We start from the raw sequence: 23,640 nt of genomic DNA, 5'->3' as shown, positions 1-23,640 counted from the left end.
AACGCTGCGCAGGCGGAATCGCCGTTGAAAACCCCATAACGACCTGAATAGCGGCCATTATCATACGGATGTGTTAATATAGCCCCGCCTGTGCGTCAGACCTGATTCCCGGACGCCACGCCATTGGTAATCAGCTCGTCGGACGGAGCGGAGCGATGCGGCAAGGCCGGTTCACCGAGGATCACATCATCGGGGCGCCGCGTGAGCATAAATCTGACGTGAAAACGCAGCTCGTGGCAGGCGTCGAGCGGTACCGCCGTTCTCGTGCCTGTTCCAAGCGACTGGACGCTATCAAAGCTTCACAATCCGCTATCCGCATTCCGCGAGCACACGCCCAAACAGTCCCGGCTGCAGCCATCCGGCTGTCGGTGTTGGCGTCTTAAGTCGATTGATCGACCCAGTCCTGACGGAGCGGTGTCGACGCCATCCACATCAGCAACGCGGCCACCAGATACAGCACAAGCCCCATGAGCATGGCATAGCGCAACGCTTCGTCGCCATAATGCGCGGCAAGACCGTCCGACAGTGCGCCAAGCGCAAAACTGCCGCCGCCAAGACCGATGAGGTTGTTGATCAGCAGGAATGTCGCCGATGCGGTGGCGCGCATATGCCCGGGTACCAGATGCTGGATCGCCGTAATGACGGGCGCGAGCCAGACATAGGCGAGCGCCTGGGGCACGAGGAAGAAGACGAACGCCGCCGTCACCGAGGACGACAGGATTCCTGCGGCAAACAGGGGCACCGCGATGACGAACGCGATCGCGGGGACGCGCGTGTACATCCGCCGATCGCGCGCGCCCAGCCGGTCGCCGAGCACGCCGCCGAGCAGGACGCCCGCAACACCCCCCAGCAACAGCACGCCGCCATAGAATTGCGCGGTCTCGATCAGGTCGAGCCCGAAGCTCCGCTGCATCAGCGACGGTAGCCAGAAGGCCAGGCCATAGCCCAGCATCGAACTCGCCGAGGCGCCGAACGCGAGCAGCCAGAAGCTCGGCTTGCGCGCGAGGATGCCGAACACGCGGCGGACAGGTTCGCGGTCGCGTGGATCGGACCCACGAACCGGCTCGCGCACGCACAGCCGAAACACCGGTGCGAGCACCAGCCCCGCGACACCGACCACGATGAACGCGGTCCGCCAGTCGATCGACGTCGCGATATAGCCGCCGAGCATCACGCCGGCTGCCGAGCCGAGCGGGATGCCGAGCGAATAGACCGCCAGCGCGCGCGCACGGCGGTCGGGCGCGAACGTGTCTGCGATCACGGCATAGGACGGCGCGACGCCCCCCGCCTCGCCAACCCCCACGCCGATTCGGAACGCGAAGAGCTGCGCAAAATTGCTGGCCACACCGCACAGGGCAGTGAACCCGCTCCACACAGCGAGCGAGAGCGTGATAACCCATGTGCGGCTCGTCCGGTCGGCCAGCCACGCCAGCGGGATCGCCAGCGTCGAATAGAGCAACGCAAACGCCAGCCCGCCAAGCAGGCCCAATTGCGTGTCGGTCAATGCCAGGTCCGCCTTGATCGTCGGCGCGAGGATGCCAAGGATCTGCCGGTCGACGAAGTTGAACGTGTAGACCAGCAACAGCATGACGAGCGCCGTCACGCGGTAGCGACGGCCCTCGCGCGGGGTCGCCGGGATATCACTCGCCATATTGTGCTCCAGTAACCGGGGGGCGATCACCCGCCCCCGGCTGCGCTCCATCAGAATTTCGCGGTGAGGGTCGCGAAGACCTGACGTGGGTTGCCATAATAGGCCGTCAGCACGCCGTCACTGCCGAGCGATGGCCGCAACGCGCCCGCTGCCGTGCGTAGATAGTCGCCGGTATCGGGGTTCTGCAGCAGGAAGTTGTAGCCCGACACGACGTAGCGCTTGTTCGTCAGGTTCTTGCCATGCACCCCGATCGAGAAGCGCGCGTCGATCGTATAGACCAGGTTCGCGTCGAGCAGCGCATAGGCGGGCTGGTCGAGCAGCGGCGTGCGCAGTTCGAACTGCTGTGAATCGCTGCGATAGGACAGCGTCGTACTCGCGTCGATCGCGCCCGCGGATCCGACCGGGACATGATAGGCGAGCGTCCCGCTGGCGGTCAGGTCGGGCGTGTTCTGGAACTTGCGATTGGCGGCGACATTGATCCCGCGGGAATCGATGAAGCGCGTGTATTTGGCATCGAGATAGCCGATCGTTCCCGACAGGTTGATGCGGTCGCCAGCGCCCGCAATGCCCTCCGCGACCGTCAGATTGGCCTCGCCTTCGACACCGTTGATCCGGGCGCGACCCGCATTGGTCGTGATGCCGATAAAGGTCTGGATGCCGCCGACGGTGGCACCGACCGATCCGGGCACCTGGACGTCGGTATATTTCGAATGGAACCCCGCAATCGCCAGCGTCAGCCGGCGATCGAACAGCGACGCCTTGTATCCCGCCTCGAAGCTCTCGACGCTCTCGGGCTCGAACGACAGGAAATTATAGATATCCTGCCGGTCGCCACCGGCACCGGTGATGCCGTTGCCGTTGAGGTCGGGCGCCGCGGTACCGACCCCGCGCGGGTCGAACCCGCCGCCCTTGAACCCCTTCGACCAGCTCGCATACAGCGTGTTGTTGGCATCGGGCTTGAAGCTGACGGACGCGCGCGGCGTGAACTTGGCAAAGCTCGCGGTCCCGCGGAAGTCGGTCTGTCGCGCGATCGGCGCGCTCGTGCCGCCGAAGAAGGGGGAAGCGCCCAGATATACGTTGCGCTGGATCTGCGACATGCGATCGTCCCAGGTATAGCGTCCGCCGACCGAAAGGCTGAGCATCGGCGTCACGTCGAGCGTGGCATCACCGAAGACCGCCACCGTATTGGTCCGCACATTCCCGAAGGTCAGCGCAGTGACTGTCCCCGGCAACCGTACGTCGAACACGGTGCGCGCCTTGGCATCGAGATAATAGAGCCCCGCCAGCATGTTGAACGGCCCGGCATCGACCAGCAGCTGCACCTCCTGGCTGAACTGCTCGTTATTGTAAAAGGCGGGGACGTCGACATCGACGGCGGGCAGCGCGTCGAAATCGATCGGCGTCGCACTGTCGTCCTTGCGATAGCCGGTGATGCTGCGCAGGGTCAGATATGCGGCGGGCTTGAGTTCAGCGAAGAGCGACCCGCCATAGGCCTCGACCGATTGTTTCGGTGCGACCAGCCCACCGCGGCTGTCGAACACGTCGGACAGCACCGGCGTGCGCGACACCAGCCCCGGGATCAGCCGATGCCCGCCGCGCGGGTTGCTGTTGTCCTTCGTATAGTCCCCCGACAGCCGGAAGAACGCGCTGTCGCCCGCCTCATATTGCAGCGTGCCGCGCGCACCCCAGAAATCCTTGTTGTAATTGTCTTGGCCCGTGCTGAGGTTGGTGCCGAACCCGCCCCGGCTCAGTCGCGCGACCGCACCGGCGATCCTGAACCCCGTATCGCCGATCGGCGTGCTCGCGCTGATGACGCCGTCCGCCTGGTCATAGCTGCCATAGGTTGCGCGAATGCTCAGCGTCGGGTCGGCGCCGATCCGGCGGGTGACATATTTCACCGCGCCGCCGATCGTGTTGCGGCCATAGAGCGTGCCCTGCGGCCCGCGCAGCACCTCGATCCGTTCGACGTCGTAAATGTCGAGGACCGCAGCCTGTGGTCGGTTGAGATAGACGTCGTCGAGATAGATGCCGACGCCCGCCTCGAACCCCGCGACGGGGTCCTGCTGGCCGACGCCGCGGATGAAGGCGGTGAGCGTCGAATTGGTGCCGCGCGACGTCTCGAGCGTGACGTTCGGCGTGACAGCGGCGAGATCGGTGACGTCGAGCGCCCCCGACGCCTCGAGCTGCGCGCCCGTGAACGCGGTGATCGCGATCGGCACGTCGAGCAGCCGTTCCTCGCGGCGGCGTGCGGTGACGACGATATCGCCGTCGATCCCGGCCTCCTCGATGACGGGCCCGGCCTGAGCCGCGTCTGCTGCCGGCGCGACGGGTTGCGTCTGCGCGGACGCGGATCCCGCCAGCAGCGCGCCGAGTGCAACACCGGCGTTCAACAAGATCATGACGGATTTCGGCTGTGCCACGGTGTCATCCCCTCCTGCGGCGCCCGCGTGATGCGCCCGGTATGATCCGGGTTGTGCGCCTTGGCTCCAGTCTATACTGAAACCTGAACCACTATTCAACTTGTGTATCGAGACAGACAGAATGGCGAAGGCGCAGGAGACGACGCCGTCAGACCCGGCGGTCATCGGCGACAGCAAGGCACCGCGGACCGAGCGTGGCCGCCGGACGATGCGCGCGATCCTCGACGCTGCTGCGATCGAGTTCGGCGACAACGGATTCCACCAGGCCTCGATCAGCGACATCACGCGCCGCGCCGGCGTCGCGCTCGGCAGCTTCTACACCTATTTCGACTCAAAGGACGCGGTGTTCCGCGCGCTCGTCCGCGACATGTCCGACCAGGTTCGCGATCATGTCGCCCCGGCGATCCTGTCCGCACCCGATCAGATCGCTGCTGAGCAGGCGGGGCTTCGCGAATTCATCAGCTTCGTCCGTGACCACAAGGAAATCTACCGGATCATCGACGAGTCCGAATTCGTCGATCCAGAGAGCTTTCGCCTCCATTATGCGACCACGGCGGACCGGATCACGCGTCGCCTGCGAAAGGCGGCGGACCGCGGCGAGGTCAAGGGCGACGTCAGCGAGGTCCATGGCTGGGCGATCATGGGAATGAACGTATTCCTGGGGCTTCGCTACGGCGTCTGGAGCGAAGACGAGACACCGGATGATATTGCGAAGGTCGTCGCAAAAATGCTGAAAGATGGCATCTTACGCAGCCCTGATGACCGAGCCATGTCCGAGGTCAAGACTTGATCGGCCGATTGGGTACACGACCCACAAGACGACATTCAGCCGTCGTTGCGTGTTCCCCGATTTCACACATCCGTCCATGTCCGCCGCACCTCGCGAAGGGCGATCGCAGAATGGCAAGAAGTGGGACTTTGAAGCCATTCGCTGCTTGCCCCGCGAACGGCTGCTTCAAGCGAAACCGGACATCAAACCTCCATGCGACCTCCAGCTGGGAACGAAAAGATCTGGCAGCGAGCTGGCGACCGGTCAAATCGCTGCTGAAGGCACCGCGAGCATGCCGACGCCGAGTGCGCCGCTGCCTCTAATTTCGTATGCAAACTGGGCAAGTCGAGACGCGCGTTGCGCACGCATTGCCTCTCCGACCAAGATCAATGCAGGGCCGGCACCCGAAGCGCGGTCGATCACGAGCGCAAGCAGATCGAGCCGGGTATGGACGAGACGTTCCGACGGAAGGCTGACGTCGCTCGCGATCAGCACCGGAGTCGCCGGGTCGAGGCCGTTCGCGATCAGCTGGCTCGCGATGATAGTTGCAGCCCCTCGTCCCATGTAGAAGGCAATTGTCGTCGAGCCTTCCGACAGCGCGGCCCAGTCGAGATCCAGCGTCTCGCCAGCGCGCGCGTGCGCGGTGACGAACCGCACCTGGCGGGCCGACCCGCGCAGCGTGAGCGACAGGCACGCGCTTGCCGCAGCGGCACTCGCAGCGGTGATGCCGGGGCAGATGTGGACGCGAAAGCCGTGCGCGGTCAGCGCGTCGACCTCCTCGGTCGAGCGGCCGAAGATCGACGGATCGCCGCCCTTCAGCCGCACGACCCGCTCCCCGGCGCGCGCCGCCGCGACCAGCAGTGCGTCGATCGCAGGCTGTGTCTTCGAATGCCGCCCGGATCGCTTGCCGACCGAGACGCGCCGCACATGCGGCGGAATCAGGTCCAGCACCCCCGGCCCGACCAGCGCATCGTAGAAGACGATGCTCGCCGCGCCGATCAGCTTCTCGGCCTTGCGCGTCAGCAGATCGGGGTCGCCGGGCCCCGCGCCGACCAGCCACACGTCGCCGGGTGCGATGAGTTCAGACATGGACACTCTCCTGGACGTGCAGCAATTTGGCGATGGCGGGGCGGCACGACCCGCAATTGGTGCCGGCATTGAGCGCGGCGCCGACCGCTTCGACGCTGACGAGCCGCTGGCGGGTGATCGCGGCGAGCAGGCTGTTGAGTCCGACGTCGAAGCACACGCAGACGATCGGCCCGCGATCGGCCGCGGGCGTGGCCGGGCGGCCGGCAAGCACTTCGAATGACGCGGCATTGGGAACGCCGAGTTGGCCGAGCAGCCAGTCGCGCCACGGCAGGCCGGCGCCCCGCGAGACGAACAAGGCTGCCTCGAGCTGGCCGTCCGCGACCACCGCCGCGCGCACCACGCCGCGCCGCGCGTCGATCATTTCGGCGCGCTCGCCGGCTGGTAACAGCGCCGTGAGCGCGGCGGGATCGCCCTCCCCCGCCAGTTCGATCAGCCAGCCATGCGCGGTGCGGATCCGCGTCCAATAGGCGCAATCGGGCGCACTCGGCCGCTCGCGCGACACGAGGAAGCCGGTCCAGTCGGGCTTGTACGACCCGGCGAGCGCGGGGGTGTTCTTGAAGCCGGGCTGGCCCGAGACGGGGTCGCGATCCTTGCCGGGGAGCAATCCGGCGCGACCGCCGGCGCTGGTCTGGTCGGTCCAGTGGATCGGCACGAACAGTTCGCGGCGGCGCTGGTCGGAGGTGATCGCGACGCGGAAAATGCTCATGCCGTGCGGGGTCTCGACTCGCGCGAGTGCGCCGTCGGTGAGGCCGAGCCGTTGCGCCATGTCGGGGTGAACCTCGACCAGCGGTTCGCGGCGGTGCTGCGACAGCTTGGGCGAGAGGCCGGTCCGCGTCATCGTGTGCCATTGGTCGCGGTAGCGGCCGGTGTTGAGCCGCAACGGGTAGGCGCGGCTGGCGTCGTTGCGCGGTGTGGGAACGACGGGCACGAGCCGCGCCTTGCCGTCAGGGGTCGGGAAAGCGCGCTCGGCGAACGGGGAGGCGCCGCCCCATTGGAACGGCGCCATCGCCGCATAGTCGGCGTCTGAAATCGCTGCCTCGCCGGAAATGTCGAGCATTCGCGTGCCGTTATTCTCGAACCCGGTCTGCGCGGCGAATTCGCGGAAGACGCTGGCCGCACTCGGATAGTCGAAGCCGGCGAACCCCATGCGCTGTGCGACCTCCGCGATCGCCCACCAGTCGGCGCGCGCCTCGCCCGGCGGCGGCAAGAAAGCACGCTGGCGTGACACCCGGCGCTCGGAATTCGTGACCGTGCCGTCTTTCTCGCCCCAGCCGAGCGCGGGGAGTTTTATCTGCGCAAACTGCAGCGAGTCGGTCTTGGCGATGCAGTCGGACACCACGACGAACGGGCAGTTGGCGAGCGCGACGCGCGCCATGCGGGCGTCAGGCATCGACACGGCGGGGTTGGTCGCCATGATCCACACCGCCTTGATCCTGCCCTTGGCCATCGCCTCGAACATGTCGACCGCCTTCAGCCCCGGCCCCGGACAGATCGTCGGCGATTGCCAGAACCGTTGCGCACGATCGCGCTCGGCCTCCGAAAACCCCATGTGCGCTGCGAGCGTCGAGGCAAGCCCGCCGACTTCGCGCCCGCCCATCGCATTGGGCTGGCCGGTGATACTGAACGGCCCCGCGCCGGGCTTGCCGATGCGGCCGGTGGCGAGGTGGAGGTTGATGATCGCGTTGGCCTTGTCGGTGCCGCTGGTCGACTGGTTCACGCCCTGGCTGAACAGCGTGATCGTGCGCGGGTGATCCGCGAACAGATCGTAGAACGCCTGCAGGTCGGCGCTTGCGATGTCACAGATGCGCGCGACGTCGGGGTTCGGCAGCGTCTTCCAGAAGCCGTCGGGGACATGCACGCGCTCGGCCAGCGCCTTCCCGTCGAGCCGCCAGCTATCGCGCATATGCGCGAGCAGTCCAGTGAACAAAGCGACGTCGCTGTCGGGCGCGATCGCGAGATGGAGATCGGCGCGCTCGGCGGTCTCGGTGCGGCGCGGGTCGATCACCACGAGTTTGGTGCCGCGCGCTGCCCGCGCCGCCTCGATCCGCTGCCAGATCACCGGATGGCACCAGGCAGTATTCGATCCGACCAGCACGATCAGGTCGGCGACGTCGAGATCGTCATAGCTGCACGGCACGACATCCTCGCCGAACGCACGAACATGCGCCGCCACCGCGCTCGCCATGCAGAGCCGCGAATTGGTGTCGATATTGGCGGTGCCGATAAACCCCTTCATCAGCTTGTTGGCGACGTAATAATCCTCGGTCAGCATCTGGCCCGAAGCGTAGAAGGCGACGCTGTCGGGGCCATATTCGGCGATCGTCGCGGCGAAACGCTGCGCGACGTGATCGAGCGCGTCGTCCCAGCTGGTCTGGCGGGTGCCGATCATCGGATGGAGCAAGCGGCCCTCGAGGCCGATCGTCTCGCCGAGATGGGTGCCCTTGGAGCAGAGCTTGCCGAAGTTGGCGGGGTGGTCAGGGTCGCCGGCAATCGTCGCGGTGCGCCCGCCGGTCGGCGTGGCGATCACGCCGCAGCCGACACCGCAATAGGCGCATGTCGTCCTTACACTTAGCCCCTCCCCTGAAGGGAAGGGGCTTATCATGCCGCTACCCCCGCAAGCGCTTCAGCCCGGCCGATCAGGATCCGCCCGCCATCGATCTTGACCGGGATCACCGGCACGCACCCCTTGTCCTCTCCGAGCGCCTCGCCCGTCACCAGCGAGATCCGCCAATTATGCAGCGGGCACGTCACCGTGGTGTCGTGGACGATCCCCTGGCTGAGTGGCCCCTGTTTGTGCGGGCACTGGTTGGCGAGCGCATAGACCTCGCCATTGGCGGTGTGGAAGATCGCGATCTCGCGCCCGCCGCGCACCGGCAGCGTCCGAGCGCCGCGCGCCGGGAGCTGATCGACCGGACCGATGTCCAGCCATTCGCCGACCGCGCTCATGCCGTCACCAGCGCAGACGTCGCCAGCGGACGGATCTCAGCGAGATGCTGGTGGAGTTTGTAATCCTCCCCCGCAGCGCGCTTCGCCCAGGGATCGTCCTGCATGAAGCGCTGCGAATAATGGAAGCGCGCGGTCAGCGCCTCGCGGCCCTCCACGTCCTCGACGATCCGCGCCTTGATATAGTCGAGCCCGACGCGCTCTACCCACGGTGCGGTGCGATCGAGATAGCGCGCTTCCTCGCGGTAGAGCTGGATGAACGCGGCGCAGTGATCGAGCGCCGCCTGCTCGGTCGCGACCTTGCACAGGAAATCGGTGCCGCGCAGCTTTATCCCGCCATTGCCGCCGATCGACAGTTCATATCCGCTGTCGACGCAGATCACGCCGAAATCCTTGATCGTCGCCTCGGCGCAATTGCGTGGACAGCCCGACACCGCGATCTTGAACTTGTGCGGCATGAAGCTGCCCCAGGTCATCTGCTCGGTCTTGATCCCGAGCCCGGTCGAATCCTGCGTGCCGAAGCGGCACCATTCGGACCCGACGCACGTCTTCACGGTGCGCAGCGCCTTGGCATAGGCATGGCCGCTGACCATCCCGGCGGCGTTGAGATCGGCCCACACCGCGGGGAGATCCTCCTTCTTGATGCCGAAGATGTCGAGACGCTGGCCGCCGGTCACCTTGACCATCCGCGCCTCGTATTTCTCCGCGACATCGGCGATCGCGCGCAATTCCCTGGGATTGGTGACCCCGCCCCACATCCGCGGGACGACCGAATAGGTGCCGTCCTTCTGGATGTTGGCGTGCATCCGCTCGTTGACGAAGCGCGACTGGTTGTCGTCGACGAACTCGCCCGGCCAGGCGCAGAGCAGATAGTAATTGAGCGCAGGCCGGCACGACGAGCAGCCATCGGGCGTCGTCCAGTGCAGCGCCTGCATCACCTGCGGGATCGCCTTGAGATCCTTTTCGAGGATCAGCCGGCGAACGTCCTCATGCGTGAAGCTGGTGCATTTGCACACCGTCGGCGCGCTGCGCTCGCCGTCGAACGCGTCACCCAGCGTGACCGCGAGCAACCCCTCGACCAGTGGCGTGCACGACCCGCACGAGGCCGACGCCTTGGTGCACGCGCGCACCGCGTCGAGCGTGCACGCGCCACCCGCGATCGCGCCGACCACCCTGCCCTTGCTGACGCCGTTGCAGCCGCAGATCTCGGCGTCGTCCGCCAGCGCCGCGACTGCCGCATTAGGGTTTGCCGATGCCGCTCCTCCGCTGGCGAACGCCTGGCCGAAGATCAAAGCGTCGCGGATTTCGGCGACGTCCTGCTGCTTCCTGAGCAGATCGAAATACCAGTTGCCGTCCTGCGTATCGCCGTAGAGCACCGCACCGACGATGCGGTCGTCCTTGACCACGACGCGCTTGTAGATGCCGCGCGCGGCATCGCGCATGACGATGTCCTCGCAGCCTTCGCCGCCCGAGAAATCGCCTGCCGAGAAGACGTCGATCCCCGAGACCTTCAGCTTGGTCGAGGTGACCGATCCGGTATAGCCCGAGGGTGTCGCGACGAGCCCGTCGGCAAGGCTGCGGCACATGTCCCATAGCGGCGCGACGAGGCCATAGACGAGGCCGTTATGCTCGACGCACTCGCCGACCGCGAGCACGTTGGCGTCGGACGTGACGAGGTGGTCGTCGACATGGATGCCGCGCCCGATCGCCAGCCCCGCCGTGCGCGCGAGCTTGACGTTGGGGCGGATGCCGACCGCCATCACCACCAGCGCCGCAGGGATGTCGCGCCCGTCCTTGAGGCGGACGCCCTCGACCTTGCCCTGGCCGTAGATCTCGGCGGTATCCGCCCCGGTCAGGATCGTCTGGCCGCGTGCCTCGAGCGCTTCCTTGAGCAGCCACCCGGCCGCTTCGTCGAGCTGCCGCTCCATCAGCGTCGGCATGATGTGGAGCACGGTCACCTTCATGCCGCGGAGCGACAGGCCATGCGCTGCCTCGAGCCCGAGCAGACCGCCGCCGATCACCACCGCATCTCCTCCGGCGTCGGCTGCGCGGAGCATCGCGCCGACATCGTCTATGTCGCGGAATGTGACGACACCTTGCATATCGTGCCCCGGCACCGGGATGATGAACGGGTCCGAGCCCGTCGCGAGGATGAGCGTGTCGTAGCTTTCGACGCGACCCGAGCGCGCGGTGACGGTCTGGATCTTGCGGTCGATCGCGACGACGGGGTCGCTCGTGACGAGCTCGATCGCATTGTCGGCATACCAGGCGAGATCGTTGATCACGATGTCGTCGAACGCCTTGTCCCCCGCCAGCAGCGGCGACAGCATGATGCGGTTGTAGTTCACGTGCGGCTCGGCGCCGAAGATCGTGATGCGATAGCGGTTTGCGTCACGCGCGAGGATTTCCTCGACCGCGCGGCAGCCCGCCATGCCGTTGCCGATGACGATCAAATGGGGTTTGGTCATGAGAAAGCCCAATCCAGGGAGAGCCAGAGTTTCTTGGTGTCGGTCGCAAAGCGATCGGCGCGATAATCGGCATATTTGAGGAGCGCGGTGTATCGGCCCTTCCGGACGCTGACCTGCGCATCGACCTCGTTGCCGTAATGCTGGCCAAGCCGGTCGCTGTCGAAGCGATGGTAGCTCGCGATCAGGCCGATCGCGTCGAGCCCGGCGACCGTCTTCCAGCCATGACCGACCGAGCCGTAAGCATCGCGCAGGCCATTGGGCGGGGTGACGAGGAACTTGTCGGCCCAGCCGTTGAACTTGTGCAGCGTGGCAAGCGGGGTCTGGAAGCTCGTGACCGCGACGCCGCGGTCCGCGCCGAGCACCTCATACCCGCCGGTCAGCGACAGCGCCCTGAAAGCGATGCCGAGCTCGCCCGCATAATAGTCCGCGTGATAGCGGTTGGGGTTGCGATGATAGTCGCGCTGCGACGCGAAACCCGCGAGGTAGCTCAGCTTGACCGTCTTGCTCAGCGAATAGGCCCCGGCGAAGCGCCCGCCATAGCTCTGGCTCGAATTGACGAACACCTGCCGCTGGTCCTGGTCGACCAGATAGGCAAAGCCCGTCAGCGTGCCGAGACTCGTCCTGTACGCCAGATTGGCAAGGACATTGTCGCCGCCGATCTCCGACAGCTTTGCAGGACCGAAGCGATTGCCGCCGTCGATCCCCCAGATCGTGCGGACGTTGTTCGCATAGGTGACATCGGCCTTGAGGTTCCTGATCGCGGACCATTCGACGCGCACCGCATCGAAGGTCTGTTCGTTGTCGCGCCACGCGACCGCGCCGACGAACCGCTGGTCGTCCAGGTTGATCGCCTGCCGCCCGACCGTGACGACGGTTTGCTTGAGCCCGCGATATTGCAGCTGCAGCCGGTTGAGTTCGATATTTTGGGGATCGGGGACGATCGGGTAAGCCGTCTTGCCATTGACCCCGCTGTTGTACGCCGGGTTGATCGCGAGCGTTGCCTCGGACTCGGCGAGGAAGCTGAAATCGCTGAGCTTCGCCTCGAACCCGCTGCGGAGCCTGAGCGTGACCGCGTCGGCGTCCTTGGCGAGCGGCGCCTGCTCGACATGCTCGTAGCGCAGCCGCGCATCGACCAGCGGGGTGAATGTGAGCGGGTCGGCAAGGGCCGGTGTCGCCACCAGCCCTCCCAATGCGAGGAGCGACAGCGCGCGCATCAGATCCGCGCTCCGCTTGCCGCGGTCCAGCTGCCGCGCCAGTGGCGCTTGACCTTGAGGATTCCGAGCAGGGCGATAACCGCGAGCCCGGCGAAGATCAGGAAGCCCGGCGACGTGCTGCCCGTCCACTGCTTAGCGAAACCGAGCGATGAGGCAAGGTAAAAGCCGCCGATCCCGCCGCCGAAGCCGACCAGCCCGGTCATCACGCCGATCTCGCTGCGGAAGCGCTGCGGCACGAGCTGGAACACAGCACCATTGCCAAAGCCGAGCGTCGCCATCACCAGCAGGAACAGGCCGAGCGAGACGAGCAGCGAGGCAGGTGCGGTGCTGATCGCGACCAGCGTGATCGCCGCGAGCAGATAGACCGCGGTCAATGCGCTGATCCCGCCGATCCTGTCCGCCACCGCGCCGCCGATCGGCCGCACCAGCGATCCGGTGAAGACGCACGCCGCGGTGCAATAGCCTGCCATTACCGGGGTCAGTCCGAAACGGTCGGTGAAATAGACCGGCAGGCTGGCGGCGAGCCCGACGAAGCCGCCAAAGGTGACGCCGTAGAACAGCATGAACCACCAGGTGTCGGCTTCCTTGAGCACCGACAGATAGGCAGCGAACGGCTTGGGCGCGGGCTGGCTCGGTGAGTCCTTCGCCATCAGCATGTAGAGCACAAACACGATCACCAGCGGGATCACCGCCAGCCCCAGCACCGCGTTCCACCCGAACGCCTTGGCGAGCAGCGGCGCGAACAGCGAGGCGAACACGGTGCCCGAATTGCCCATGCCCGCGATCCCCATCGCCTTGCCCTGATGCTCGGCCGGATACCAGCGCGACGCCAGGGGTAGGGCGACCGCGAAGCTCGCCCCGGCAAAGCCGAGCACGACACCGAGCGCGAGCGTACCCTCGAAGCTGTGCACCCCGAACAGCCAGCCGATCGACAGGCCCGCGATGACGATGATCTGCCCGATCGCCCCGGTCTTTTTCGGCCCGATCTTGTCGACGAGCAGCCCGTTGACGAGCCGCAGCACCGCGCCGGCGAGCGTCGGCACGGCCACCATCAGCCCCTTCTCGGCGGGCGACAGCGCCAGCTCCTTGGCGATGATCGGCGCGAGCGGTCCGAGCAGCACCCACACCATGAACGCGAGATCGAAATAGAGAAACGCGGCGATCAGCGTCGGGCGATGCCCGCTCTGCCAGAAGCCGGTGGCACCCGGCGCGGTCGGCTTCGCCCTGGCACGCGTGCCGGTCCCCGCCAGCCCCGCGTCAAACCCTGTCTGCAGCTGCGTCATCGTCCCGATTCCCCCTCGAGCAAACGCAAAAAAGCCGCCGCGGCGCTCGATCATGCGAGACGCGACGGCGACTTTGCCAGATTGTTGGTGATGCCGAAGACGCTACCCCGTTGCAGCGTCTCGACGATGACCGAAAGCTGCATCGATTCGCGCCGCAACGCAACAATTTTCTGCAACGCGGTGCTTAAAGCTCAGAATCCACCCAGATAGCCGGCCAGATCGGCAGGATCGAAGCTGCGCGCATCGAAGAATCGGTCTGCGCCGAGGATCAGCCGCCCCTGTGTGGTGCCCACGCCCAGCGCTTCGACGATCCCGCCCTCGAGCTTCGAGCTCGCCCCCGGCAGCGGGACGCCCAGCGGCCGCAGCGCGGCGCGATAGACGTCGGGGCGGAAGACGCGCTGCGCGGCGTCATAGCTGGTGGCATTTGCCGGGACATGGCCCGCGATCGTCATCTGCGCATAGAGCCACGCCGCCTGGCTGACCCACGGAAAATTGGCCGCTTCACGATGCTGGAACATGAAGTCGGGCACGTCGATCGGCGCCGCTCCTCGCGCAAACACGATGCGGTCCGAGATCGCGTGGCCGATCAGCGTCGCCGATCCATCGAGATAGGCCGGACCCGCGAGGATTGCGGCAATGTCCTCGCGCCGTGCCGGATCGACGAAAGCGACGCCCGCCCGGTACAGCGCCCGCAGCAGGCGGTGGGTAAGGTCGGGATCCTCCTCCATCCGCGCGGTCCGCATCGCCAGCACCTTCTCGACGCCGCGCAGCCAGATCTGCGACGTCACCGCGACGATCACGCCGACGCCGCGATCGACCGCGACGCTGTTCCACGGCTCGCCGACGCAGATCCCGTCAATCTCGCCCGCGGCAAGCGCGTCGGCGGCGAAGGGCGGTGCGACCGTGACGATCGCGACGTCGGCGTCGGGATCAATCCCGCAGCCGATCAGCCAGTAGCGCAGCATGTAATTGTGGCTCGAATAGCGATGCACCACACCAAAGCGCAACGGCGTGCCGCGCTCGCGCGCCGCCTGCGCGACGATCGCAAGCCGCGCCCCGATCGCCGCGACATCGCCCGGCGCGCCCACGGCTGTGACCTGCGCGGCAAGATCGGGCCGCAGCGTGATCGCATTGCCGTTGAGCCCGAGCACGAACGGAACCGACAGCGGCGTCGCCGGCCGCCCCAGCCCCAGCGTCGTCGCGATCGCGAGCGGCGCGAGCAGATGCGCGGCATCGCTATGGCCATAGAGCAGCCGGTCATTGACCGTGGCCCAGCTGATGTCGCGGATCAGCTCGAGCGAGATGCCCTCGGCCTCGGCAAACCCAAGTTCGCGTGCAAGGATCGGCAAGGCGGCGTCGACCAGCGGCAAAAAACCGATGCGGAACGGCGTGGTCGTCATATATCCCCCATCAGCCGGTTGGCGGTGACGATCGCGTCGGCGACATCGCCGATCCGCCGCCCGCTATCCATCGCCGCCTTGCGCAGCGCGGCATACGCTGCTGGCTCGTCGATCCCGCGCTTCTTCATCAGCAGCGCCTTGGCCTCGTCGATCGCCTTGCGCTCGGCGAGCGCGCTGCGCGCTTCGTCGAGTTCGGTGCGCAGCCGCGAATAGGCGCGAAACCGGCGGATCGCGAGTTCGAGGATCGGCCGGATCCGCTCCTTCTTCAGCCCGTCAACGACATAGGCGGAAACGCCCGCGTCGATCGCCGCCTCGATCCCCGCCACGTCGCTCTGGTCGACGAACATCGCGACCGGCCGCGCCATCGCCTTGGACAAGTCGAACAGTTCTTCCAACTCGTCGCGGTGCGGGTTGGCGAGGTTGATCAGCACGACATCGGGCGACAGCGCCTCGAGCCGCGCGGCGATCCCGCGCCGATCGACGAAGATCGTGACATCGCTCAGGCCCGCATCGCGCAGCCCTTCCTCGATCACCGCCGCGCGCGCGGCACTTTCATCGACAATCGCGATCCGCAAATGCGTGTCCCCCGTGACGCCCTTAGACCGATGACCTTGTAGACCAAAGCTGATTGAGCGGACGATCTCCTGAAGCCGTGAGCGCGCTTACGACGACAGATTTTGGGACTGCAAACACATCATGGAAGCGGTGATCCGCGGGCGCACCGCCGGCCGGGCGCTCTGCGCAGCCTGACCGGCAGCTTCTGTCACTATCGGACGTTTACCGAAACTGATCGGAATGACCGTCTCGGGCCGATACCGGTCTTGCCGAGCGCCCGATTAGCCAGGCCCAAATTCGGTCATTCGCGCGGACTTCCCCGCTCCCCAACTTCAGTCATTCGTTCATCTTCGCGCGGACCGCTTTCGTTGTCCGGTGTTCGACCATGAACGTCATGATGGGAAGGATTGCTGACCGTCCGCTTACGGGAAGGCCCGTGGCAATAACCGATATCGCGAGACTGCCGCTTTCTGCAAAGAGAATGGTCGATCGGGAATAAAGTTGCCAGGCGATCCGCTCGCCGATACCATCGTACCAGCAACGATGGGGTGAGCCAATGCTGTGCCGACTATTCGCAGGCTACTATCAGTCGTTGCCGCCTTGTCCGCATTGATGCCTATGACTATCTCCGCAGAACCGATTGGAAGAATCACCGGCATCGGTGGCATCTTCTTTAAGAGCAAAGCGCCGAAAGCCCTCATGGCGTGGTATCGCGATGTTCTCGGTCTCAAATTTGAGGCGTGGGGCGGAGTCGTGTTGCCCTATGACGCGCCGGAGCACCCGCCAGTACTCACTCTGAATGTATTCAAGGAGGAATCCAACTACATGGAACCCTCAAAGCGCGAGTTCATGCTGAATTTCGCGGTAGATGACTTGGACGCGTTCGTTGATCGCCTGAAACTAAAGGGCGTTGCGATACTCAAAAGGGATGACACCGACGCAAGCGGGAAATTTGCGTGGATCGTTGATCCGGACGGGACCAAGATAGAGTTGTGGGAGCCGAAGGCTGAGACTGCATCAAAGTAAGCCCTTCTCGACAGAAATGGGCAGTTTCGGACGCTCGCCGAGAATTGCGGTGGCGCGCAACCCGGCTCCGCGAACGCCAAATCGCGTCCTGCCGTGCGATTCTACCGCAACTAACAGCCGCGGAACGTACGCTATGAGAGAAGAACGGCCATTTGGTCAGGCTCAGCGTCAGCAGCGCGGCGGCCAGGTTCGATCCACCGTCTCCAATGGAAGCCTGATAGGCTAAATAGCCACAAAATCGGGAAAATCGATGGTCAGGATCGCACCTCGCTCCGGAGCTTCGCGCGATCTGATGCTGATCTTTCCGCCGATTTCCATGACGATCTGCCGGGAGATATAGAGGCCAAGACCTGTCCCGCGATCCGTCTCCTTGGTGGTCATAAAGGCATCGAATGCCCGGTCCGGATGACTCAAAGACAGCCCGGCGCCATTGTCCACAATACTGATGCGAACGCCGCGCTCTGAGACAGTTATCTCCAGCTCGACGGCACCGGTCAGACTAGCGTCCTCGGCTTCGCGTCGCGTTGCGATGGAGTCGACCGCGTTCTGAATGGCGTTGACGAGCACCTGCTCGAGGCCGACGCGCGGAGCAAGGAGCAGAACCGGCGGCCCGTCTGGCAACGTCATTTTCACGCCGACATCGTGCTGGATCAGCAGGGGCCGCATGAAGGACAAGGTTGTGCTGACGACGTCGCCCAGATCAAGCGGTTCGGGGCTGTCATTCTCGATCCGAGCGTAGCGCGAAATACGCGCAATGATATCGCGAGCGCGGTTTACCTGTTCGCTGATCCGATCAAACTTATCGCGAGCACGCGCCGCGCCATCGGGACTCGCCTGATCGAGCAACAATCGGCCATTTTCGGCAGAAAGCGAGATGGTGAAGAGAGGTTGTTTGAGTTCATGACTCAGGGCTGAGGCCATGCCCCCGAGCTCGACGAGACGCGCCTGCTGAAGCATCCTATTCTGAGCCAGCTTCGACTGCCGAAGGCGCACCAACCACCCCGAACGCCAATGGCCGGGAGCCAGGAGGTCGCGACCGACGAATAGATACCAATCACTCGATTCCTGGTCTGCGAGCCGAAACTCGACAAACGCCTCGGCATCATCGCAGATGTCCGCAAAAGCTAGACAATCATTGGTATGGATCGCTTCGCACCGCTCCTGCGCAACCCGTTCGATGTTCATGTCTAGAAAAGCAAGGGTGCCCGTGGCAGCGTCGAAGCGGATATCGGCTGCAAGGCTCAGGTCCATTTCCTTCTTGAGTTCGATGAATGCCCGGGCAATTCGCAAGCGCTCTTGCACCAACTCGGCAAAGCTGTTGTTCGCGGTGACGATAGCTGCGATCGGGCGGTCGAACTCGTTGAACGTGAGCTTTTGAGGCAGCGAAAGGCCAGGCTGGCCGAACCCTTCCGCGACTTCCTTCCAGGCCTGCAGCGAACGACGCAGGGCGCGCGTGATGAGCAGCTGCAGCAAGATCGACACGACGAGAATGACGCCTAGGCCGAGCATCTCTAGAAGCACAACGCGATAGGCACTCTCGGCGGCTGGTCGGGTTGAGTAGAGATAGAAATATTTGCGGCCAGGAAGAGTGTAACGGCCGAGCTGACACGCGGTAACCCAGTAGGCGAACGTATTGCGGTCGTTCGGCCCCGTCACTTGCAGTCCATCATCGATCCGTGTGCAGCCGAAAAGCTGCATCGCTTGTGCGGAGCGCAGGCTGCTTTCGTCGTCCGAGATAAGTAGTTTTTGGGGATGCCTTCCTGTATTGTGCACTTCTGCCACGCCCAAGAACCCATTTCCGGTCACGAGCCCGCGACCGATCCGCACCTCAGCCAGACGCGCGGTTTCGGCCATGAAGGATTTGAATTCTTCCGGAAAGCGCCGGACACTGCTGACAAACATGACGAGCGCGCACGCGAGCACGATGAGTGTAATGGATGCCGGCAGGAGCTGGGCGAGGCTGATCGTGCGGCGCAGCGAGACCCGACCGGCTGGAAGGTTCACGACGAAGAGTGACAGCGCTAGATCGACCAGCGCTGCCATCAACACATCGTTGAGAAGCTTGCGGATCATCGTCAGCGCGAAGATCGTTAGCGACGCATCGTAGTTGATGCGCAGAAATAGAAACCCCGCCGCCGTCCCGATGGTAAGCAAAAAGACGGCGGTGGCGATGGCAAGTGAAGAGCCAGCGAAGCGATTCCAATTGATGAAAACTACATGTCCCAGCGCCAGCGCGATGGTAAAGATATGGCCCCACCAGAACCAGGATGACGCCATCGTTAGCAGTACCATGGGAATGGCTAACCGCAGACCACCCAACCTGTATGCGAAAAGGTAAAAAATGGGGCCGAGATACATTTCGAATCCGGGCGCAAGAATAATGCGGAAAGAACTCGCGCCGATGGCCACGGCCAAAAGGACGATCGTCAGAGCCCATCCCTGGACGGTCATTTGCCGTAGCGGCTCTGCGGCTAGCTCAGACTCGCCGCCGTGGCGTAAGCGGTTGACGATGTCATTCATCAACCCCGCCCGTCTTGTGTAAGCAGTGACAGGAGCAATTCTAAGTCGACTGGCTTGAAAAGGACATGAAGATCCTTCTTCTTGGTTTCATGCTCTATTTGTTCGGTCAGATCGGTGTGGCCTGTCATCAGGATTATGGTGTTCACCTTTGCCCGCAGGTCAGGGTCGGCTCGGATTGCGCGGACCAGGTCAAGGCCACTGCCGTCTCGCAAGCGGAGGTCCGTCAACAGGGTTACGTGGCTGGAACCTTGCTTCAAGCTCTCCAGCGCAAGGGCCACACACGCTGCGCCGCTAACCGCGAACGAGCGCAATTCTAACATTTCAACCAACTCCTCCCGGACGTCGGTCTCGTCCTCGACGACCAAGATCATTGTTGGGCACTTTCAATGGTGACGCAAGCTCAAGATAAGAACGCGAAGTTTTCAACGTGTAAATGGCGACGTGAATAAACGTCGACGTTGATGAGCCTGCGCCTGAATCGCGACGTCCCCGCTCGTACGGCGCTGCCGCAACACTTCTCTCGCAAGCAGATGCGCTGCCGACTACGAATGGCCGCGTCTCTCTCGCGGTCTACGTCACAGAGGCAGGCCTCTCTCCGCCACAGCGAGTGCGAAGGCCTGACGAAACGGTAGCTAAACCAGTACAAAAGCCGTTTTTCTGCTGGGCTTATGATCGTCACCCGGGATTCGTGCTTCTCTCAGGGGTCGGCACGAAGCCGACATAAACCGATGTCCGGTACCAGCGCGCGCGAAACCGCGGTTGAGCGTCCGGGACTGGGAGCAGGATCGACAGTCTCAGCCGTGCATTCAGGTGTTAGCCGAGGCCCGCCCTATCCCAGCAGCGATAGCGCCGAGTGCCGTTTCGATAGGCTGGCAATCGCATGCGACTCTTTGTGCGCTGAGACGCGCGGCCCGTCGGGCTGAATTTAGCTGGGCGAGTTCGACTCCAAAAATACAACAGATTTCAGCAAGAATCACAACCGATATGGTGCTGTCCTCGAAATAGGGTTAATGTTTCGCATCCGGATCGATCCCGCTGGCAGGGAGCCCTTTATGGAAGACGCAAGCGAGGACGGTCACTGCGTAGAGCCTCTCGCCAAGGGGCGCCGCGCCGACTTTCTCAAGGCGGTTCCACATGGAAGCGCCGCGCTGATCCAAATGGCGGAATACACCGGCGACCTGATCGGCCTTTGTGACGCCGGCGGTCGACTCGCCTATCTCAATCCGGCCGGCCGACGCCTGATCGGAGTCGAGGCGGCCGACATTTTCCCGATGCGGCTGACCGATTACGTTGTCCCAGAACAACGCCACCTCGTCGAAGAGGTCGTCGTGCCGACAGCGAGGCGGGACGGCGTGTGGGAGGGCGAGATGCAGCTCGTCAATCTGAAGACCGACGACATCATCGACGTCCAGCGCTCGACATTCGCGACGCGCGATGAGCGGGGCGAAATCACCGGCTTCGTATCGGTCATGCGCGACATCACGCATGACAAGGTCCAGAAAGGCCGGCTTCGCCGCCAGATCGAGACATTCGAAGCGCTGATCGCGAACAACCCTCTCGAAATCTGCCTGGTCGATGCGGATTTCAGGCTGCGCGTTGTCAGCCGCGGCGCCCAGACGGTATTTGAAAATATCCAGCCGCTGCTCGGCCGCGATTTCGCCGACGTTCTTCGTGCCCTCTGGCCCGAGCCCTTTGCCAGCGAAGCGATCGCCCGCTTCCGACAGACGCTCGACACTGGCATGGCGTATGACGCGGCAGCAACGCCGAAACAGCGCGCGGATATCGAGGCACGCGAGGCATATGGCTGGCGGATCGAGCGTGTGACACTGCCGGACGAATGCTATGGCATCGTCTGCTATTTCCATGAACTCATCGACAGGGAGCACGGGACGCGGGCCTTGGGTCGCCGCGAGGCCGAATTGCGGGACCTGAATATTGACCTGGAGCGTCGTGTCCGTGCTCGCACTGCGGCACTGAACCAGGCCAATGCACGCCTCACGGCCGAGATCGAGCGGCGCGAAGCGGTACAGGCTGCGCAACTGCAAAGCCAAAAGCTCGAAGCGGTTGGTCAGCTCGTGTCGGGCATAGCGCACGACTTCAATAACATTCTCGGCGCGGTGATCGGCGGGCTCACAATTATCCAGAACCGCAATGACGACCCCCGCATCGAGCAGATTGCGACGATGGGTCAGCGCGCGGCTGAGCGGGGTGCTGCGCTTGTACGACAGCTGCTCGCCTTTGCGCGCCAGGAGGATGTGGTTGCGCAGCGTGTCGATCTAGCCGGCGCGATCAGCGAGATTTCCGACCTCGTCCGGCACGGCATGCGCGGCAACGTCGCGCTCGCGATCGACTGCGACGACGATCTCTGGCCTGTGCTGGCAGACCCGACGCAATTGCAATCGGCGCTGCTCAACCTTGCCAACAATGCCAGCGATGCGATGAATGGCGGCGGCCACCTGCATATCGCCGTCAGCAATTGCGCCCCGACTTCACCGGATCATCCGCCAGAACTGGACGGTCAGGACGCGATCAGGATCGTCGTGGCCGACAACGGCCCCGGCATGGACAGCGATACCTTGCAGCGGATTACCGAGCCGTTCTTCACCACCAAGGCGCGCGGCAAGGGGACCGGGCTGGGCCTCGCGATGGTGCAGCGCTTCGTGGAGCAGTCGGGCGGTGCCCTGCGTATCGAAAGCCGCCCCGGCCACGGAACCACATTCTCGATCTTCCTGCCGCGTGCCGTTGATCCTGGCGCCTCCGATCCTGCACCCCGCAGCGACGAGCCCGGTTTCAACGCGACCGGGCGCGCTTTCGAAACGGTCCTGCTGGTCGATGATGACGCCGAATTGTGCGCCATGATCGCCGAAGGATTGTCAGACGACGGCTTCGACGTGATCGTGGCGCCGGACGCACAGGCGGCGCTGCTCATGTTACGGACGCGGGCGATCGACGCGCTCGTGACCGACGTCCACATGCCGGACATGACCGGTAACGACCTGGTCGCGCAGGTGCGCGCGTCGGGATCGGACATTCCCTGCCTGTTCATGACGGGGATCGCCAACGAAGCCGCTCTCGATGGCGAGACGGTGGTGCAGAAGCCCTTCAATCCCGCCGTATTGCACTATGCGCTGCGCCGCATCCTGATTGCACGGGACCAGCGTGCGTCCGATGCCGAGCGGCTCGATCGGCTGACGCTGCGCCTGAAGTCCGATTGCACCCGGTCATTGCTCGACCACTGGCGCGCCATCCGCGCAGGCCAAGTCATCCCGTTGTTCGAGACCTTCACGATCAATGCATGCAGCGAGCCGCACCGGATCGTGGTTGCGCAGATCGACTTGGGGAAGGTGCCGATCCATTTCACCTTCACGCTGGTCGGCGACACCTTGCGCAACGCTGTACCGCACAGCATCGCCGCCACCGAGATGCCGGTCAGTGGCAACGATAGCCTCGCGGCGCGCGAGGCGGCCTATCGGCGCTGCGCGCTGACGGGCAAGCCATCGCATGAATATGCCCGTATCAACCTTGGTGACGGGTATAGGGAAACATTCGAGCGGCTGTTGCTGCCCTTCTCGTCGGACGGGATCGTCGTCGATCATATCGTCGGTGCGGTTGTCATCGAACGTGAAGCGGTGGGGGAACGATGATGGTTGACGCCCGTGAGCTACCCGATTTCAACGAGCCCCAGCTGGCGATGGCGATAGAGGCGCTACCAAACGAAACGGTCGACGCCTTGCCCTATGGCGCAATCCGGATCGGTGACGATGGCACGGTCGAATATTATAGTGCGGCAGAGCGGCGCCTGTCGGGTTCCGGCAATCACGACCGTCTCGGCCTCGACTTCTTCAGCAGGATCGCCCCCTGTATGGACAATCCCGACTTTCGCGGTCGCGTCGAGCGTGCCCGGGTATCGGGCGTGCTCGATTTGGAATTCAGCCACGTCGGCGACTTCGAGGACCGCGACCGGGAACTGACGGTGCGCATCCAGTCTGCCAGTACGGGCGGCTACTGGATATTCATGCGCCGCGATTGACCGCTTTTGGCGTCAGATTTTTTGTAAATGTCGGGAATGGAGAGGGAAGCGAACTTTCCACTTTTAGGGCTGCACCCCGGAAAACCAGCCACTGCATGGGCGCCACAGCTGCACCAGCCTTTTGCATCGGAGGAACCCTAGGTTTCATGCCGTTCTTGGATCAATGCAAAAACCGGTGAGACTGTTGAAAAACGCGTGCTTGCGACGACGAGGAAGGCGTGATTCACTCCTGCCAGGCGGCGGGAGTATGGACATGATGGGTCGGCAGGTGG

At 64.2% G+C, this 23,640-nt stretch carries 16 protein-coding genes; 4 read left to right on the top strand and 12 right to left on the bottom strand.

Annotated elements, in window-relative coordinates:
* Positions 1-379 precede the first annotated feature (379 nt).
* Together FHY04_RS21565 and FHY04_RS21560 are read right to left on the bottom strand one after the other, a co-directional pair.
* Positions 380-1,651 (bottom strand): MFS transporter, encoded by a 1,272-nt coding sequence (locus FHY04_RS21565; protein ID WP_183937872.1) that lies wholly within the window; start codon positions 1,649-1,651, stop codon positions 380-382.
* Positions 1,652-1,701: 50 nt separating this feature from the next.
* Entirely contained in the window at positions 1,702-4,050 is a 2,349-nt protein-coding gene (locus FHY04_RS21560; RefSeq protein ID WP_183937870.1) for a TonB-dependent receptor, read from the bottom strand.
* Positions 4,051-4,192: 142 nt separating this feature from the next.
* Here FHY04_RS21560 and FHY04_RS21555 point away from each other — a divergent pair, with 142 nt between their 5' ends.
* On the top strand, positions 4,193-4,861 hold the full coding sequence (locus FHY04_RS21555; RefSeq protein WP_183937868.1) for a TetR/AcrR family transcriptional regulator: 669 nt from the start codon (positions 4,193-4,195) through the stop codon (positions 4,859-4,861).
* 243 nt (positions 4,862-5,104) lie between these two features.
* On the opposite strand, the gene cobA is transcribed toward FHY04_RS21555, so the two are convergent.
* From cobA to FHY04_RS21515, 8 genes are all read right to left on the bottom strand, one after another.
* Positions 5,105-5,935, bottom strand: coding sequence for a uroporphyrinogen-III C-methyltransferase (gene cobA / locus FHY04_RS21550; RefSeq protein WP_183937866.1), 831 nt, complete (start codon positions 5,933-5,935; stop codon positions 5,105-5,107).
* Positions 5,922-8,531, bottom strand: a complete 2,610-nt coding sequence (locus FHY04_RS21545) for a nitrate reductase (RefSeq protein ID WP_183937864.1) — start codon at positions 8,529-8,531, stop codon at positions 5,922-5,924. The genes cobA and FHY04_RS21545 overlap by 14 nt, the downstream gene beginning before the upstream one ends.
* Positions 8,528-8,875 carry a nitrite reductase small subunit NirD gene (nirD, locus tag FHY04_RS21540; RefSeq protein ID WP_183937862.1) on the bottom strand — a complete coding sequence of 116 codons (348 nt, stop codon included), beginning with the start codon at positions 8,873-8,875 and terminating at the stop codon, positions 8,528-8,530. Before nirD ends, FHY04_RS21545 begins: the two co-directional genes overlap by 4 nt.
* Entirely contained in the window at positions 8,872-11,340 is a 2,469-nt protein-coding gene (nirB, locus tag FHY04_RS21535; protein ID WP_183937860.1) for a nitrite reductase large subunit NirB, read from the bottom strand. The genes nirD and nirB overlap by 4 nt, the downstream gene beginning before the upstream one ends.
* Entirely contained in the window at positions 11,337-12,554 is a 1,218-nt protein-coding gene (locus FHY04_RS21530) for an alginate export family protein (RefSeq protein ID WP_183937858.1), read from the bottom strand. The genes nirB and FHY04_RS21530 overlap by 4 nt, the downstream gene beginning before the upstream one ends.
* Entirely contained in the window at positions 12,554-13,837 is a 1,284-nt protein-coding gene (locus FHY04_RS21525; protein WP_183937856.1) for a NarK/NasA family nitrate transporter, read from the bottom strand. Before FHY04_RS21525 ends, FHY04_RS21530 begins: the two co-directional genes overlap by 1 nt.
* Before the next feature lie 191 nt (positions 13,838-14,028).
* Positions 14,029-15,237: an ABC transporter substrate-binding protein gene (locus tag FHY04_RS21520; RefSeq protein ID WP_183937854.1), complete on the bottom strand. Its 1,209-nt coding sequence runs from the start codon at positions 15,235-15,237 to the stop codon at positions 14,029-14,031.
* Entirely contained in the window at positions 15,234-15,812 is a 579-nt protein-coding gene (locus FHY04_RS21515) for an ANTAR domain-containing response regulator (RefSeq protein ID WP_183937852.1), read from the bottom strand. Before FHY04_RS21515 ends, FHY04_RS21520 begins: the two co-directional genes overlap by 4 nt.
* Before the next feature lie 592 nt (positions 15,813-16,404).
* Here FHY04_RS21515 and FHY04_RS21510 point away from each other — a divergent pair.
* Positions 16,405-16,818: a VOC family protein gene (locus FHY04_RS21510; RefSeq protein ID WP_260171723.1), complete on the top strand. Its 414-nt coding sequence runs from the start codon at positions 16,405-16,407 to the stop codon at positions 16,816-16,818.
* A 222-nt stretch (positions 16,819-17,040) separates the two neighbouring features.
* Here the strand turns inward: FHY04_RS21510 and FHY04_RS21505 are convergent, their stop codons facing one another.
* Both FHY04_RS21505 and FHY04_RS21500 read right to left on the bottom strand, forming a co-directional pair.
* Positions 17,041-19,338: a sensor histidine kinase gene (locus FHY04_RS21505; RefSeq protein ID WP_183937848.1), complete on the bottom strand. Its 2,298-nt coding sequence runs from the start codon at positions 19,336-19,338 to the stop codon at positions 17,041-17,043.
* Positions 19,338-19,709 (bottom strand): response regulator, encoded by a 372-nt coding sequence (locus FHY04_RS21500; RefSeq protein ID WP_051916249.1) that lies wholly within the window; start codon positions 19,707-19,709, stop codon positions 19,338-19,340. The genes FHY04_RS21505 and FHY04_RS21500 overlap by 1 nt, the downstream gene beginning before the upstream one ends.
* 681 nt (positions 19,710-20,390) lie before the next feature.
* Here FHY04_RS21500 and FHY04_RS21495 point away from each other — a divergent pair.
* Positions 20,391-22,982, top strand: coding sequence for an ATP-binding protein (locus tag FHY04_RS21495; protein ID WP_183937846.1), 2,592 nt, complete (start codon positions 20,391-20,393; stop codon positions 22,980-22,982).
* Positions 22,979-23,368, top strand: coding sequence for a hypothetical protein (locus FHY04_RS21490; RefSeq protein WP_221211931.1), 390 nt, complete (start codon positions 22,979-22,981; stop codon positions 23,366-23,368). The genes FHY04_RS21495 and FHY04_RS21490 overlap by 4 nt, the downstream gene beginning before the upstream one ends.
* Positions 23,369-23,640: the final 272 nt, after the last annotated feature.

Source organism: Sphingomonas sp. BK481, assembly GCF_014194875.1.
GTDB lineage: Bacteria > Pseudomonadota > Alphaproteobacteria > Sphingomonadales > Sphingomonadaceae > Sphingomonas > Sphingomonas aerolata.
The sequence above is the reverse complement of the archived record's forward strand: the minus strand, read 5'-3'. Positions and strand labels throughout refer to the sequence as shown.